Annotated in this window: 13 protein-coding genes, 1 other RNA gene and 1 pseudogene; 7 read left to right on the top strand and 8 right to left on the bottom strand. The window is 66.2% G+C overall.

What is annotated here, in order from left to right; translation table 11 throughout:
- The 7 genes and pseudogenes from F618_RS16300 to F618_RS0102665 form a co-directional block, all read right to left on the bottom strand.
- Positions 1 to 202: pseudogene (locus F618_RS16300) on the bottom strand (IS21 family transposase); the annotation flags it as partial.
- Positions 203 to 513: 311 nt separating this feature from the next.
- Positions 514 to 1,191, bottom strand: a complete 678-nt coding sequence (locus tag F618_RS0102645; RefSeq protein WP_019567692.1) for a glutathione S-transferase family protein — start codon at positions 1,189 to 1,191, stop codon at positions 514 to 516.
- A 4-nt stretch (positions 1,192 to 1,195) separates the two neighbouring features.
- On the bottom strand, positions 1,196 to 1,660 hold the full coding sequence (locus F618_RS0102650; protein WP_019567693.1) for an EVE domain-containing protein: 465 nt from the start codon (positions 1,658 to 1,660) through the stop codon (positions 1,196 to 1,198).
- 19 nt (positions 1,661 to 1,679) lie between these two features.
- Positions 1,680 to 2,327: a 5-formyltetrahydrofolate cyclo-ligase gene (locus F618_RS0102655; protein WP_019567694.1), complete on the bottom strand. Its 648-nt coding sequence runs from the start codon at positions 2,325 to 2,327 to the stop codon at positions 1,680 to 1,682.
- A gap of 31 nt (positions 2,328 to 2,358) precedes the next feature.
- Positions 2,359 to 2,544, bottom strand: a non-coding RNA gene (gene ssrS / locus F618_RS15305) — 6S RNA.
- Between the two features lie 74 nt (positions 2,545 to 2,618).
- Entirely contained in the window at positions 2,619 to 3,053 is a 435-nt protein-coding gene (locus F618_RS0102660) for a rhodanese-like domain-containing protein (RefSeq protein WP_018937960.1), read from the bottom strand.
- A gap of 45 nt (positions 3,054 to 3,098) precedes the next feature.
- Positions 3,099 to 3,605, bottom strand: a complete 507-nt coding sequence (locus F618_RS0102665) for a heme-binding protein (RefSeq protein ID WP_018167912.1) — start codon at positions 3,603 to 3,605, stop codon at positions 3,099 to 3,101.
- 148 nt (positions 3,606 to 3,753) lie between these two features.
- Between F618_RS0102665 and aroC the strand changes: the two genes are divergently transcribed.
- From aroC to greA, 6 genes are all read left to right on the top strand, one after another.
- Positions 3,754 to 4,857, top strand: a complete 1,104-nt coding sequence (aroC, locus tag F618_RS0102670; protein WP_019567695.1) for a chorismate synthase — start codon at positions 3,754 to 3,756, stop codon at positions 4,855 to 4,857.
- Between the two features lie 44 nt (positions 4,858 to 4,901).
- Positions 4,902 to 6,065, top strand: a complete 1,164-nt coding sequence (locus F618_RS0102675) for an MFS transporter (RefSeq protein WP_018176465.1) — start codon at positions 4,902 to 4,904, stop codon at positions 6,063 to 6,065.
- A gap of 71 nt (positions 6,066 to 6,136) precedes the next feature.
- Positions 6,137 to 6,931 (top strand): 4-hydroxy-tetrahydrodipicolinate reductase, encoded by a 795-nt coding sequence (gene dapB / locus F618_RS0102680; protein ID WP_018146247.1) that lies wholly within the window; start codon positions 6,137 to 6,139, stop codon positions 6,929 to 6,931.
- 1,141 nt (positions 6,932 to 8,072) lie between these two features.
- Positions 8,073 to 9,206 (top strand): glutamine-hydrolyzing carbamoyl-phosphate synthase small subunit, encoded by a 1,134-nt coding sequence (gene carA / locus F618_RS0102685; RefSeq protein WP_018176464.1) that lies wholly within the window; start codon positions 8,073 to 8,075, stop codon positions 9,204 to 9,206.
- A gap of 63 nt (positions 9,207 to 9,269) precedes the next feature.
- A complete protein-coding gene (gene carB / locus F618_RS0102690) occupies positions 9,270 to 12,503 on the top strand; it encodes a carbamoyl-phosphate synthase large subunit (protein WP_018146245.1) in 3,234 nt (1,077 codons plus the stop codon).
- Complete coding sequence (greA, locus tag F618_RS0102695; protein ID WP_018146244.1) at positions 12,500 to 12,979, top strand: transcription elongation factor GreA; 480 nt, start codon at positions 12,500 to 12,502, stop codon at positions 12,977 to 12,979. The genes carB and greA overlap by 4 nt, the downstream gene beginning before the upstream one ends.
- A 49-nt stretch (positions 12,980 to 13,028) precedes the next feature.
- On the opposite strand, the gene yhbY is transcribed toward greA, so the two are convergent.
- Positions 13,029 to 13,328 (bottom strand): ribosome assembly RNA-binding protein YhbY, encoded by a 300-nt coding sequence (gene yhbY / locus F618_RS0102700; RefSeq protein ID WP_018146243.1) that lies wholly within the window; start codon positions 13,326 to 13,328, stop codon positions 13,029 to 13,031.
- Positions 13,329 to 13,396: 68 nt separating this feature from the next.
- Here yhbY and rlmE point away from each other — a divergent pair, with 68 nt between their 5' ends.
- Positions 13,397 to 14,023 (top strand): 23S rRNA (uridine(2552)-2'-O)-methyltransferase RlmE, encoded by a 627-nt coding sequence (rlmE, locus tag F618_RS0102705; protein ID WP_018167907.1) that lies wholly within the window; start codon positions 13,397 to 13,399, stop codon positions 14,021 to 14,023.

Consider the following 14,023-nt stretch of genomic DNA (forward strand, 5'->3'; position numbering starts at 1 on the left):
CGGCGACTTCGTCCCAGACCTCGGCAAACGGATCTGGGCGTGTACGCCAATCCCTCGACTTGCCGCCACCGACGGGCTCGCCGGCGTCAATCCGCCGGGCAGTGCGTTCAGAAATGCCGGCCTTGGCGGCCGCCGCCGTCTGCGTTGTGCCTTTGGATCGCTGTGTCATGAAGACTCTGACCTGTTGCTCGGTGACCGCCATCCCCGCCCCTTGTGGGTCGCATGGAAGAGCAGTCCAGCTTAGTGGCAACCGGCCAAAGTAGTTGTCGTCGACCGGCCAGAGTAATTGTCGTTAGATAATCCTGTTCAGTCGCCGTAGGGTGCGGTTGAGCGTAGCGAAACGCACCATGTCCCACGCCCTGTGTGACCCCCTGATGCGTTTCGCTGCGCTCAACGCATCCTACGAGCTCACGCCCTTCCCGCAGTCCCTGTGGCAGCGTGCCTGCGCGCGAATGTGGTGCCTGTGCCAGCGCCTACCGCCGGTTCGCGGCCAAGGCCGCTCCCACATGGTCTTCAGCGGGCGAGCCAGTGAGTGTTGAGGGGGGTGTGGAAGGTCTCCTCGATGCGGCGGAGGTAGTAGAGCATGTCGACGGGCAGGTTGATGCCGTCGTGCATCTGTAGCGGGTAGAGGTCGGCGGCGATTACGCAGTCGGCGATCGACGGCTGCCCGAGGTAGAAGCGGTTGGCGGCCAGGTGCTTGGCGAGTTCCGGCAGGTGACTCAGCTTGGCGAGCTGGTTGTAGCCGTCGTAGCGGTCGTTGGCGAGTTCCTCCAGCGACAGGCCGAAGCGGTGCTGCACATGCGCCTTGAAGTCGGCCAGAGCCTCGGCGCTCTCGCCGATGCCGTGAAAGCCCGGCGCCAGCGGGGCGTAGAGTCGGTCCAGCACGATCTCCACCTTGGCGCGCCAGTCCACCAGGGCCTGCCAGGCGTCCTCGGCGATGACGCCATCGGATAGTGGCTCGCCGGTCGGGAACAGGTGGTCGATATCGCGCAATGCGGTGACCGTGTCGGTGTGCAGCGTACCGTCGTCGGTTTGCAGGATCGGGGACTGGCGGGCCACGCCCAGTTCGAAGAAGGTCTCGTCGTCGAACCAGTCCAGCGCGCGGGTCTCCAGCGCGACACCCTTGTAGCCGCAGGCCAGGCGCAGGCGGTCGGCCTTCGCGTCGTGCGGGAAGTGGTAGAGCGTGGCCACGCGGTTACTTGCCGCGCTGGGCGTGGCTCAGGATGAAGTCCCACTGGTCCTGGGTGATGGGCATTACCGACAGGCGGTTGCCGCGGCGTACCAGCGGGCAGTCTTCGAGCTGTGGCTGCTGCTTCAGCCAGTCGAGGGTGATGATGTCGCCGAATTTTTCCTCGAAGGCAACGTCCACGCGCAGCCAGCGCGGGTTGTCCGGGTCGCTCTTTGGGTCGTAGTGCGGATCTTCGGGGTCGAAGGCGCAGGCGTCCGGGTAGGCCTCTTTCTCGATGCGCAGGATGCCGACGATGCCCGGGGGCTTGGCATTGGAGTGGTAGAAGAAGGCGAGATCACCCTTCTTCATCTCGTCTCGCATCATGTTGCGCACCTGGTAGTTGCGGATGCCGTCCCACGGCTCCACGCCGACGCGTTCCAGGTCGTCGATGCTGAACTCGTCGGGTTCGGACTTCATCAGCCAGTAGGCCATGCGGGCTCCTTCAGGGGTTTCAGTCGAGCGTATTGTGCCGCGCGCGGTCTGGAAGCGCATGCCAGCCCTGTTCTGTGACAACGCCATCCAGCGGGACGTCCCAGGGCTGGGTTGGCAGCGCCGGGACGCCCTGCAGCGAGTGGGCCACGCCGATCAGTTTCGGCCGGCGGGTGCCGAAGCGGCGCCGGGCGAAGTAGCGATCGTAGTAGCCCGCGCCCATGCCCATGCGGTTGCCGGCAGTGTCGAATGCCACCAGCGGCATCAGCACCACCTGCATCTCGCGGCGCCAGATGCGCGGGGCGTCCGGGCAGGGCTCGGCGATGCCGAAGCCGTTGTGGCAAAGCGGCTCATCCGGGGCCCAGGTGTGGAAATGCATGTGCCCGGGGCGTTTGTCGTCCATCACCGGCAGGGCGATGCGGGTGCCGCGCCGGGCCAGGGCGATGGTCAGTGGGGTCAGGTCGACCTCGCCGCGCAGGCCGCGATAGGCGCCGACACAATGCGGCTGCCAGCGCTCGAACCAGCGCAGCAGGTGTCCGCAAATGGCGGCAGAGTGGTGGTCGAGCTGGGCGTCCGACAAAGCCGCCCGCGCGCGGCGCAGGCGCAGACGCAGGGCACGCAGATCGTCGGGCGATAGCGAATCTTGAACGGAGTCGGTTTCCGCAGACATAGAAGGAAATCGGGATCAATAAAGAAGTGGACGCGCCCCGCAGGCGCCGGCGTGGCCCTTGACCTTGAACCTAGGGCTCAGGTGGGAGAAGTCTCCGGATCTTTAGGCTTTCCGCTCGAAGACGGACATGCACAGCGAAACGGAAGTACTCGGTCCCGTGGTGAAAAATTAAGGCTCAAGGGTACCACCGGGCCACAATCGAACGCCGCAGTGACGCGTCCGAGTTCATTATGAACCAAACCCCCCGGGGTGCGCGCAACCCCCGTGGCTGTAGGGGATCCGTCGCGGGCCTCAGCACTGCTCCCAGGGCAGGCCGTGGTAGCGCCAGCCGCTGCGGGTGGAGCGCTGGTGGTTCTCGTCCAGCGGCCCTTCAAAGCCCTCGTCCACCGAGAAGACATGCTCGATGCCGGCGTCCACCAGGGCCTGCCCGGCATCCAGCGTGCGCTTGCCGCTGCGGCAGATCAGGTACAGGGCCGGGGCTTCTTCGCTGTGATCGCTGACGCCGCCCAGCAGCAGCTTGCGCACCTGGGGCACGAACTGTGGGTTCACGGTCCAGTCGGGTTCGTCGATCCACGGGATGTGGATGGAGCCGGTCGGATGGCCGACGAACAGATACTCCATGGTCGAGCGGACGTCGATCAGCAGGTCGCGCGGTCGTGCCTGCAGACGCTCGTAGGTCTCCACCGGCGAGATGCGTTTCGGGGCGGGGCGGGGGGTGTCGGTCATGGTGTTTTCCTGGGGGCGGGCGCCGTTCCCTGGCACCCGCAATGCTTACATGGCGAAGTCGAGGCGTTCCTGGACCCGGTCGATCCCGGCCTGGGCGCATTCCTCGTCGAGATCGCCGCCGGGCGCACCGGACACGCCGACCGCTCCGAGCATGCTGCCGGCCGCTTCGATTGGCAGGCCGCCGGCCAGCATGATGATGCCATCCACGTGGTTCATCTCCATGCGGATGTCTTCGCGGTTGTCGCGGAAGTTGGCGGAGGTGGTGCCGGACATGGTCACGGCCCGGGCCTTGTCGCCGGCAATCTGGATGGTCTGCACGCCGGCCATGCGGTCGCGCAGGACCACCTGGTCGTTCCCGGCGCGATCAACCACGACCACCGCGGTCTGGTGGCCCATTTCGCGGCAGGCCTCGACGGCGCCCATGGCGATGTCGTTGGCCAGTTCCAGGGTCATGAAGCGCTGGGTGTAGACATCGGCCTGCGCGCTGCTGGCGAGGCCAAGGCACAGGGCCGCGGCGGTGCCGGTCACCAGGCGGGTCAGGGAATTCGTCATGGGTTCCTCCTTTCTGGTTATGGGTGCTGCACGTCGATCATGGCAGATAGGGGACGTGGTTGCCGAGCGTGCCATTCCGCCCGTCGCCGACCGGCCGCCGGGTGGGGGAACAGGCGACAGCCGGCGCGGCCGCGGATACACTACGCGCATGTCGGGAAACAGCTTTGGGCGACTGTTCGTCGTCAGTACCTTTGGTGAAAGTCACGGGCCGGCCCTGGGCGCGGTGGTGGACGGTTGTCCGCCCGGTCTGGAGCTTTGCGAGGCGGATCTGCAGTTTGACCTGTATCGCCGCCGGCCGGGCCAGTCGCGCCACACCACCCAGCGTCGCGAGCCGGATCAGGTCCGTATTCTGTCGGGGGTGTTCGAGGGGCGTACCACGGGTACGCCGATCGGGCTGCTGATCGAGAACGTCGATCAGCGCTCCAAGGATTACGGCGACATCCAGGACCGCTTCCGCCCGGGGCATGCGGACTACACCTATCACCAGAAATACGGCGTGCGTGATTACCGCGGCGGCGGGCGCAGTTCTGCGCGCGAGACCGCGCTGCGGGTGGCGGCCGGCGGCATCGCGCGGCGCTATCTCGAGCAGCGCTACGGGATCACCATCCGCGGTTGGTTGTCGCAGCTCGGCCCGATCGAGCTGGAGCCGAAGCAGCCGGAGATCGCGAACGACAACCCGTTCTTCTCCCCGGATCCGGACAAGGTCGCGGAACTGGAGGAGTACATGGACGCCCTGCGCAAGTCGGGCGATTCCATCGGGGCACGGGTGACGGTCGAGGCGACCGGGGTGCCGGCTGGCTGGGGCGAGCCGGTGTTCGACCGCCTGGACGCCGACCTGGCGCACGCGCTGATGAGCATCAACGCGGTGAAGGGCGTGGAGATCGGCGCAGGTTTCGAATCCGTGACCCAGCGCGGCACCGAGCACCGCGACGAGATCACCCCCGAGGGCTTTCTGTCCAACCACGCCGGCGGCGTGCTGGGCGGGATCAGCACCGGTCAGGCGGTGCAGGCCAGCATTGCCATGAAGCCGACGTCCAGCATCCGTCTGCCCGGGCGCAGCATCAACACCGCCGGCGAGCCGGTGGAGGTGGTCACCAAGGGGCGGCACGACCCCTGCGTGGGCATCCGCGCGACCCCGATCGCCGAGGCGATGATGGCGCTGGTGCTGATGGACCACGCCCTGCGTCACCGTGCGCAGAACGCCGATGTCCCGGACTCGGGGCTGGAGCTGCGCGACCATCCCGGCGAATGACGCGGCCTTCGGCCGTGTCGTCCTGATCGTGTAGCGGTCCCCTCATGGCAGTGACGCAGAACGCGCGCCTGTCCGCGGTCTACTTCTTCTATTTCGCCAGCCTCGGCGCCTTCATGCCGTTCTGGGGGCCGTACCTCTCCGAGGAGGGGTTCAGCGGCGCCCAGATCGGCGAGCTGATGGCGATCGTGCTGGCGACCAAGATCATTGCGCCCAACGTCTGGGGCTGGCTGGCGGATCGCGCCGGCGCGCACATGCCGATCGCCCGCTGGGGCGCGCTGGGCGGGGCGGTCGCCTTCACCGGCGTGCTGCTGTACACCGGTTACTGGTGGCTGGCCGTGGTGATGGCGGCCTACAGCTTTTTCTGGAACGCGATCCTGCCGCAGTTCGAGGCGGCCACCATGCGATCGCTGGGGCGGGATGCGCATCGGTATGCGCTGGTCCGGCTGTGGGGATCGGTCGGCTTTATCGTCGCGGTGGCGGTGCTGGGCTGGGCCTTCGACCGGATCGCCGTGGCCTGGCTGCCGTGGATCGTGTTGGCGGTGCTGATCGCGGTGGTGGCCGCGTCGCAGTTCGTGCGCGAGCCGGCGCGCAACCTCGACGAGGACAATAACGCCCCGCCCCTGCTAACCGTGCTGCGCCGCCCCGAGGTGATCGCGCTGTTTGTGGCCTGCTTCTTCATGCAGGCCAGCCATGGGCCGTACTACGCCTTCTTTACCCTGTACCTGGAACAGGCCGGCTACTCGCGCTCGGTGGCCGGGCAGTTGTGGGCGCTGGGGGTGGCCGCCGAGGTGGTGCTGTTCCTGTTGATGCCGCGGCTGATCCTGCGTTTTGGGGCCTGGTTGCTGGTGTCGGCGGCGCTGGTGCTGACCACGCTGCGCTGGGGGCTGCTGGCGGCGGTGCCGGATTCTCTGCCGATGCTGCTGTTCATCCAGATCCTGCATGCGGCCAGCTACGGGGTGTACCACGCGGCGGCGATCTCGCTGATCCACTATTTCTTCCCCGGGCGGTTGCAGGGGCGCGGGCAGGCCCTGTATTCGTCGCTGGCCTTCGGGTTGGGCGGTGCCTCGGGATCCCTGGTGGCCGGCTATCTGTGGGATGGCATCAGCCCAGCCTCGGTGTATGTGTTCGCGGCGTTCCTGGCCGCGGCCGGGGTGATCGCCTCGGTGTATGGCGAATGGCGTTTCCGCACCCCGGTGCGAACCCTGTAACTGGCGTGCCCGCGCAAAGCTTCGTAGGGTGCGCGTAACCCGATGGACCGATAGCACTGGATGGAACAAAGATGATTCGAATTGCGATTGCGGGCGCCGGCGGGCGCATGGGCCAGAACCTGGTGCAGGCGGTGGACGAACACCCCGATGCCCAGCTGGGGGCGGCCAGTGAGCGCCCCGGCAGCGAGACCATCGGTCAGGCGGTGGGCGCGGAGGGCCGGGTGCGCCTGGTCGAGGATCTGGCGACGGTTACCGACGATTTCGATGTGCTGATCGATTTCACCTCGCCGCAGGCGACCATGCAGCACCTGGAGCTGTGTGCGAACGCCGGAAAGGCACTGGTGATCGGCACCACCGGGCTGGATGCGGAGCAGGAGCAGCGCTTGCAGGCGGCGGCAGGGGATCTGCCGATCGTCTATGCGCCGAACATGAGTGTCGGGGTCAATCTGACCTTCAAGCTGGTGGAGCTGGCCGCGCGGGCGCTGGGCGACAGCGTGGATGTGGAGATCCTGGAGGCCCATCACCGGCACAAGGTGGACGCGCCCTCCGGTACCGCGCTGAAGCTCGGGCGTGTGGTCGCGGAGACCCTGGGCCGCGATCTGGAGCAGGACGCCGTCTACGGGCGCGAGGGCCAGACCGGAGCCCGTGACCGGCGCACCATCGGTTTTGCCACGGTGCGCGGCGGCGACATCGTCGGCGAGCACACGACCCTGTTTGCGGGTGATGGCGAGCGTGTGGAGATCACCCACAAGGCCTCCAGTCGCACGGTGTTTGCCTCCGGTGCAGTGCGTGCGGCGGTCTGGCTGGCCGGCGCTGGCAATGGGCTGTTCGACATGCAGGATGTGTTGGGGCTGCGCGACCTCTAGCCGGTTGGGGCTCCGTTTGGCGAAGGCTAGGCCTGGTTCGTCATCCGGTGTTTACGGTGCTTTCGTCGAGCCGCCTGCCAGGCGCTGACTCGCCAGCGCGCCGCGAGGTACTTTCTTGCTTGCCCAAGAAAGTACCCTTCGAGGCGCACCCGGATTCCGCCCGGGAACCTTGCTCCAGGGCCCTCGGGCCGGCGGCGCTGAACTCGCTGCGCCTTCGGCTTCGCTCAGACATCCAGCGCCTTCTCCCGGCCCGAGGACCCTTCCGCAAGGGGCTCCATACGGGGGGGGAGGTCAAAACAGAAAGTATCCCGTAGGGTGCGGTTGAGCGCAGGGAAACGCACCGTTCTCCACGCCGTGCGACACCCTGATGCGATTCGCTGCGCTCATCGGCATCCTACGAAAGCCCCCGGCGCCCGCTACGCGGGCGCGGCACGCCATGGCCGAAGGCCGAGCGTGCCGAAGATGTCCGAAAGCCTAGCCATCATCCACTGGCAACAACGCTGGGACAGCCGTTGTTTGGACCTGCCTCCCCGTTGTCGTCGCGCCGAGTGGAGAGGCTTTTCGCGGGATCAGAGGCGCTGGATGTCTGAGCGGAGCGAGCGGAGCCGCAGGCGCAGCGAGTTCAGCGCCGCCCGCGAAAAGCCTCGGAGCGAGGGAAACCCCGGCCAGCGCAGCGGGCCGGGGTCGCGGCAGTCGGGCGTGTTTCTTGGGCACTTCTTTGCACGAGCAAAGAAGTGCCTCGCGGCGCGCTGGCGAGACAGCGCCTGGCAGGCGGCCGGACGAAGCCACCGTAAACACCGAGCGATGAACCAGGGCCAGCCTGAAAAGGCCAGGCTAGCCACGGAGCATCGGCTTCATACCTCGGCTGGGTAGGCAGTGTTTGGGCCCCGGAAAGCGGGCGGCGAGCGGCGGGCGGAGACGCCGGGCGTGGGGATCTCGTTGGACGCCGCGCGCGGCGCTCGCGTACACTTGAAGGCGTAATCGTATCCGTCCTCCGAGCACCGAATCGTTGCCGAAAAAGGGGTTCACACCCCGGTAGAATGGTGCGGACGAGGGCGGGTCGCAGATCCCGAACGAATCGCAGTACCGCCGCCGGCGAATCGCCTGGCGGCCCCGACCCAGACCACCCGGAGGTCCCCCTGTGTCCGCGCCTGCTCTGCTCGTCCTGGAAGATGGCACTGTGTTTCATGGTCAGGCGATTGGCGCCCTGGGCCAGACGGTTGGCGAGGTGGTGTTCAACACCGCGATGACCGGGTACCAGGAGATCCTCACCGATCCGTCCTATCACCGGCAGATGGTCACGCTGACCTACCCGCATATCGGCAACACCGGAACGAACCCGGAGGACGACGAGTCCTCGCGGGCCCATGCCGCGGGCCTGATCATCCGTGATCTGCCGCCGCTGGTGTCCAATTGGCGCTCGCGCGAGTCGCTGCCAGACTACCTGCTGCGCCATGGGATCGTGGCGATCAGCGGGATCGATACCCGCAAGCTGACCCGCATCCTGCGCGAGAAGGGCGCGCTGAACGGCTGCATTCAGGCCGGCGACGTGGACGAGGCCTCGGCCCTGGCGGCCGCGCGCGAGTTCCCCGGGATCAAGGGCATGGATCTGGCGCGCGAGGTGACTACGCGCAGCCGCTACGAGTGGCTGGAAGGGACCTGGCAGCTGGGTGAAGAACCGGCGCGGGTCGATGCGAAGGCCGCCGACTATCACGTGGTCGCTTACGACTTTGGCATGAAGCAGAACATCCTGCGCATGCTGGCGGATCGCGGCTGCCGCGTGACCGTGGTCCCGGCCGAGACGCCGGTGGACGAGGTGATGGAACTGAAGCCCGACGGGGTGTTCCTGTCCAACGGGCCGGGCGATCCCGAGCCCTGCACCTATGCGATCGAGGCGATCCGGGATTTCTGCGAGCGCAAGCTGCCGCTGTTCGGGATCTGCCTGGGGCATCAGTTGCTGGGTATCGCCAGTGGCGGCAAGAGCGTGAAGATGAAGTTCGGCCACCACGGGGCGAACCACCCGATCCGGCACGAGGCCAGTGGGCGAGTGATGATCTCGTCGCAGAACCACGGCTTCGCGATCGACGAGGACAACCTGCCGGAGACGCTGACGCCGACGTACCGGTCGCTGTTCGACGGCACGCTGCAGGGCATCGCCCGCACCGACTGCCCGGCGTTCAGCCTGCAGGGTCACCCCGAGGCGAGCCCGGGGCCGCATGACGTGTCCCCGGCGTTCGACGACTTTGTCGAGATGATGCGCACGGCGCGCAGCTAACGCCTTCCCCCCCCCGATTTTTCGACCGAATTTCCGATTTCGACAGCCTGCGAGAGCCGTCACATGCCCAAGCGTACCGACATCCAGAGCATCCTGATCCTCGGGGCCGGCCCGATCGTGATCGGTCAGGCCTGCGAGTTCGATTACTCCGGCGCCCAGGCCTGCAAGGCCCTGCGCGAGGAGGGCTACCGGGTGATCCTGGTGAACTCCAACCCGGCGACCATCATGACCGACCCCGAGATGGCGGATGCCACCTACATCGAGCCGGTGGACTGGCAGACGGTCGCCCAGATCATCGAGAAGGAGCGCCCGGACGCGGTGCTGCCGACCATGGGCGGGCAGACCGCGCTGAACTGCGCGCTGGACCTGTCCCGGGAAGGCGTGCTGGAGAAGTTCGGAGTGGAGATGATCGGTGCCAACGAGGCGGCGATCGATATGGCCGAGGACCGCGACCACTTCAAGGCGGCGATGGCTGATATCGGTCTGGATACGCCGACCGCGATGCTCGCGCACTCCTGGGAGGAGGCGCAGGAGATCCAGCCGAAGATCGGCTTCCCGGTGATCATCCGGCCGTCGTTCACCCTCGGTGGTTCGGGCGGCGGCATCGCCTACAACCGCGAGGAGTTCGAGTACATCGTCAAGAACGGGATCGATCTCTCGCCGGTGAACCAGGTGCTGCTGGAGGAGTCCGCGCTCGGCTGGAAGGAGTTCGAGATGGAGGTGGTCCGTGACAAGGCGGACAATTGCATCATCATCTGCTCCATCGAGAACCTGGACCCGATGGGTATCCATACCGGGGACTCGATCACCGTGGCCCCGGCGCAGACCCTGACCGACAAGGAATACCAGATCATGCGCGACGCCTCGCTGGCGGTACTGCGCAAGATCGGCGTGGAGACCGGTGGTTCCAACGTGCAGTTCGCGATCAACCCGGAAAACGGGCGCATGATCGTGATCGAAATGAACCCGCGGGTGTCGCGTTCCTCCGCGCTGGCCTCCAAGGCGACTGGCTTCCCGATCGCCAAGGTCGCGGCCAAGCTGGCGGTGGGCTACACCCTCGACGAGCTGAAGAACGACATTACCGGCGGTCTGACCCCGGCCTCGTTCGAGCCGTCCATCGATTACGTGGTCACCAAGATCCCGCGCTTCACCTTCGAGAAGTTCCCGCAGGCGGATGCGCGCCTGACCACCCAGATGAAGGCGGTGGGCGAGGCCATGGCCATTGGCCGCACCTTCCAGGAGTCGTTCCAGAAGGCGCTGCGCTCGATGGAGACCGGCATGGACGGCCTCGACGAGCGCATCGATCTGACCGCCGATGACGTGACCGATCAGTTGCGCACGAAGCTCGCCAACCCCAGCCCCGAGCAGGTGCTGTACGTGGCCGATGCCTTCCGTGCGGGTTTCTCGATCCAGGATATCTTCGACCTGACCGCGATCGACCCCTGGTTCCTGGCCCAGATTCAGGAGCTGGTGGACGTCGAGAAGGGCGTGAAGGACCGCATCCTGGGCGAGATCAGCGCCGAGGAGATGTACCGTCTGAAACAGCGCGGATTCTCCGACCTGCGCCTGGCGAAGCTGGTGAACGATACCGAGAAGGCGGTGCGCAAACACCGCCATGGACTGGGCGTGCGCCCGGTGTACAAGCGGGTGGATACCTGTGCGGCCGAGTTCGCGACCACCACGGCCTACATGTACTCCTCGTACGAAGAGGAGAACGAGGCGGATCCCACCGACAAGCAGAAGATCATGGTGCTGGGCGGCGGGCCCAACCGCATCGGTCAGGGCATCGAGTTCGACTACTGCTGCGTGCATGCCGCGCTCGCGATGCGCGAGGACGGGTACGAGACCATCATGGTCAACTGCAACCCGGAGACCGTCTCCACCGACTATGACACCTCGGACCGGCTGTACTTCGAGCCGCTGACGCTGGAGGACGTGCTGGAGGTCGTGGCGACCGAGAAGCCGGCCGGCGTGATCGTGCAGTACGGTGGCCAGACGCCACTGAAGCTCGCGCGGGACCTGGAGGCCGCCGGCGTGCCGATCATCGGCACCAGCCCGGACTCCATCGACCTGGCCGAGGACCGCGAGCGCTTCCAGGCCCTGCTGAACAAGCTGGGGCTCAAGCAGCCGCCGAACCGCACCGCGCGCAGCGAGGAGGAGGCCGAGAAGCTGGCCGAGGAGATCGGCTACCCGCTGGTCGTACGTCCGTCCTACGTGCTCGGTGGGCGCGCGATGGAGATCGTGCGCGACCGCGAGGACCTGCGCAGCTACATGAAGAACGCGGTGTCCGTCTCCAATGATGCCCCGGTGCTGCTGGACCGCTTCCTGGATGACGCCATCGAGGTCGATGTGGACGCGATCTCGGATGGCGAGAACGTGATCATCGGCGGGATCATGGAGCACATCGAGCAGGCCGGCGTGCACTCGGGCGACTCCGCCTGTTCCCTGCCGCCGTTCTCGTTGTCCATGGAACTCCAGGACGAGATGGTCGAGCAGGTGCGCAAGATGGCACTGGGCCTGAAGGTCGTCGGCCTGATGAACACCCAGTTCGCGATCAAGGGCGACGATATCTACGTGCTGGAGGTGAATCCACGGGCCTCGCGCACCGTGCCGTACGTCTCCAAGAGCGTCGGACGGCCGCTGGCCAAGATTGCCGCGCGTTGCATGGTCGGGCAGACCCTGCCCGAGCAGGGCGTGGGCGATGCGGTCTATCCGGACTATTATTCGGTGAAGGAATCGGTGTTTCCGTTCGCCAAGTTCCAGGGCGTGGACCCGATCCTGGGGCCGGAGATGAAATCCACTGGCGAGGTGATGGGGGTCGGGCGCAGTTTTGCCGAGGCGTTCGCCAAGAGCCAGCTGGGAGCGGGCGTACTGTTGCCGTCCACCGGCAAGGCCTTCGTGTCGGTGCGCGAGATCGACAAGCCGCACGTGGCGGAAGTGGCCCGGCGCCTGGTGGAGTTGGGCTTCGAGGTCCTGGCGACGCGTGGCACGGCGAACGTGCTGGAGGAAGCCGGCATTCAGGTGACGCGCGTGAACAAGGTCACCGAGGGTCGCCCGCACATCGTGGACATGATCAAGAACGACGAGATCAGCTTCATCATCAATACCGTGGAGGGGAAGCAGTCGACCTCCGACTCCTACACCATTCGCCGCGAGGCGTTGATGCACAAGGTGGGCTATACCACCACGATCGCCGGGGCCAAGGCCACCGTACAGGCCCTGGATCACCTGGGGGCGAATGACGTCTTCCGGCTGCAGGACCTCCACCAGGAAAATCTCGGAGGGAAAAGCGCATGAACAAGACGCCCTTGACCGTGACTGGCGCGGAAAAGATGAAGGAAGAGCTGAAGAAGCTGAAGGGCGAGGATCGCCCGCGCGTGGTCAACGCGATCTCCGATGCGCGCGAGCACGGTGACCTCAAGGAGAATGCCGAGTACCACGCGGCACGCGAACAGCAGAGCTTCATCGAGGGCCGCATCCGCGAGCTGGAGTCGAAGCTCTCCAACGCCCAGATCATCGACGTGGCCACCCTGCCGCAGACCGGCAAGGTGGTGTTCGGGACCACCGTGGTGCTGGAGGCGACTGCGGACGGGCGCCAGGTCACCTACAAGATCGTTGGTGACGACGAGGCCGATATCAAGAACAACATGATCTCGGTGTCTTCGCCGATTGCGCGGGCGCTGATCGGCAAGGAAGAAGGCGACGTCGTGACCGTGCAGGCCCCGGGCGGGGAGACGGAATACGAGATCCTGGAGGTTCGCTACGTCAACTGATGACGCGGCGGGTCCCGGTCGCGCTCAGGGGCGCAACCGGGCGGTGGGGTCAGGCCGGGTCCAGGGAGACCTTCGGGTCATCCGGGTTGCGGCGGAACAGGGTGGCGACATAGCCGACGCGTTGCACTCGCGCGGCGCCGGTGCGTTCACAGAGCTCTTCCACGGTGCCGTTGCGGACCTCGCGGTCGCCGATGTTCACCTTGATCTTGACCAGCTCGTGGTGGGTCAGCGCCAGCTCCAGCTCCGCCAGTACGGCATCAGTCAGCCCATTGCGGCCAATGGTCACGATGGGCTTGCGCGGATGGGCGAGGCTGCGCAGATGGCGGCGTTGCGCGTCGGTCAGATTCACAGGAGGCCATTTTTCAGTGTTTAAACATCAAAATTGTAGCATGCCGTCCGCAGCTGCGAGGCCGCTCAATGCCCAAGCGTAGCCGCTCCAGTCAGCGCTGGTTGAAGGAGCATTTCGACGATCCCTACGTCCAGCGGGCCCAGCAGGAGGGTTACCGCGGGCGGGCGGTGTACAAGCTGCAGGAGATCGATGAGCGCGATCGGCTGCTGAAACCCGGCATGCGCGTGGTGGACCTCGGCGCGGCACCGGGCGGCTGGACGCAGTACGCCGCTCGGAAGATTGGCCGCAAGGGCGTGCTGATTGCCACGGACATCTTGCCGATGGACCCGGTGCCGGGCGCGGAGATCGTCACCGGCGACTTCCGCGAGGACGCCGTGCTGGACGCGATACTTGCCCTGGTGGGCGATGAGCGTGCCGATCTTGTGCTTTCCGACATGGCCCCCAACCTGACCGGGACGGGTGCGGTGGATCTGCCGCGTTCGATCCATCTTTGTGAACTGGCGCTGGACTTGGCGACACGCATTCTGAACCCCGGGGGCGCATTTCTGGTCAAGCTGTTTCAGGGTGAAGGTTCTGATGCCTATCTGGCCGAGGTGCGTCGGCGGTTCGGCTCGGTAAAGGTGCGCAAGCCGAAGGCATCGCGGCCACGGTCACGCGAAGTGTACGTATTGGCGCGTGAGCCCCGGGATGTGTAA

This window comes from Thioalkalivibrio sp. ALMg13-2, from assembly GCF_000381185.1.
GTDB classification, from domain to species: domain Bacteria; phylum Pseudomonadota; class Gammaproteobacteria; order Ectothiorhodospirales; family Ectothiorhodospiraceae; genus Thioalkalivibrio; species Thioalkalivibrio versutus.

Excerpts from the sequence above, each read along its gene's own strand:
- F618_RS0102650 (WP_019567693.1), bottom strand. The coding sequence starts at position 1,660 with ATGGCCTACTGGCTGATGAAGTCCGAACCCGACGAGTTCAGCATCGAC.
- F618_RS0102655 (WP_019567694.1), bottom strand. The coding sequence starts at position 2,327 with ATGTCTGCGGAAACCGACTCCGTTCAAGATTCGCTATCGCCCGACGAT.
- F618_RS0102660 (WP_018937960.1), bottom strand. The coding sequence starts at position 3,053 with ATGACCGACACCCCCCGCCCCGCCCCGAAACGCATCTCGCCGGTGGAG.
- F618_RS0102665 (WP_018167912.1), bottom strand. The coding sequence starts at position 3,605 with ATGACGAATTCCCTGACCCGCCTGGTGACCGGCACCGCCGCGGCCCTG.
- aroC (WP_019567695.1), top strand. The coding sequence starts at position 3,754 with ATGTCGGGAAACAGCTTTGGGCGACTGTTCGTCGTCAGTACCTTTGGT.
- F618_RS0102675 (WP_018176465.1), top strand. The coding sequence starts at position 4,902 with ATGGCAGTGACGCAGAACGCGCGCCTGTCCGCGGTCTACTTCTTCTAT.
- dapB (WP_018146247.1), top strand. The coding sequence starts at position 6,137 with ATGATTCGAATTGCGATTGCGGGCGCCGGCGGGCGCATGGGCCAGAAC.
- carB (WP_018146245.1), top strand. The coding sequence starts at position 9,270 with ATGCCCAAGCGTACCGACATCCAGAGCATCCTGATCCTCGGGGCCGGC.
- greA (WP_018146244.1), top strand. The coding sequence starts at position 12,500 with ATGAACAAGACGCCCTTGACCGTGACTGGCGCGGAAAAGATGAAGGAA.
- rlmE (WP_018167907.1), top strand. The coding sequence starts at position 13,397 with ATGCCCAAGCGTAGCCGCTCCAGTCAGCGCTGGTTGAAGGAGCATTTC.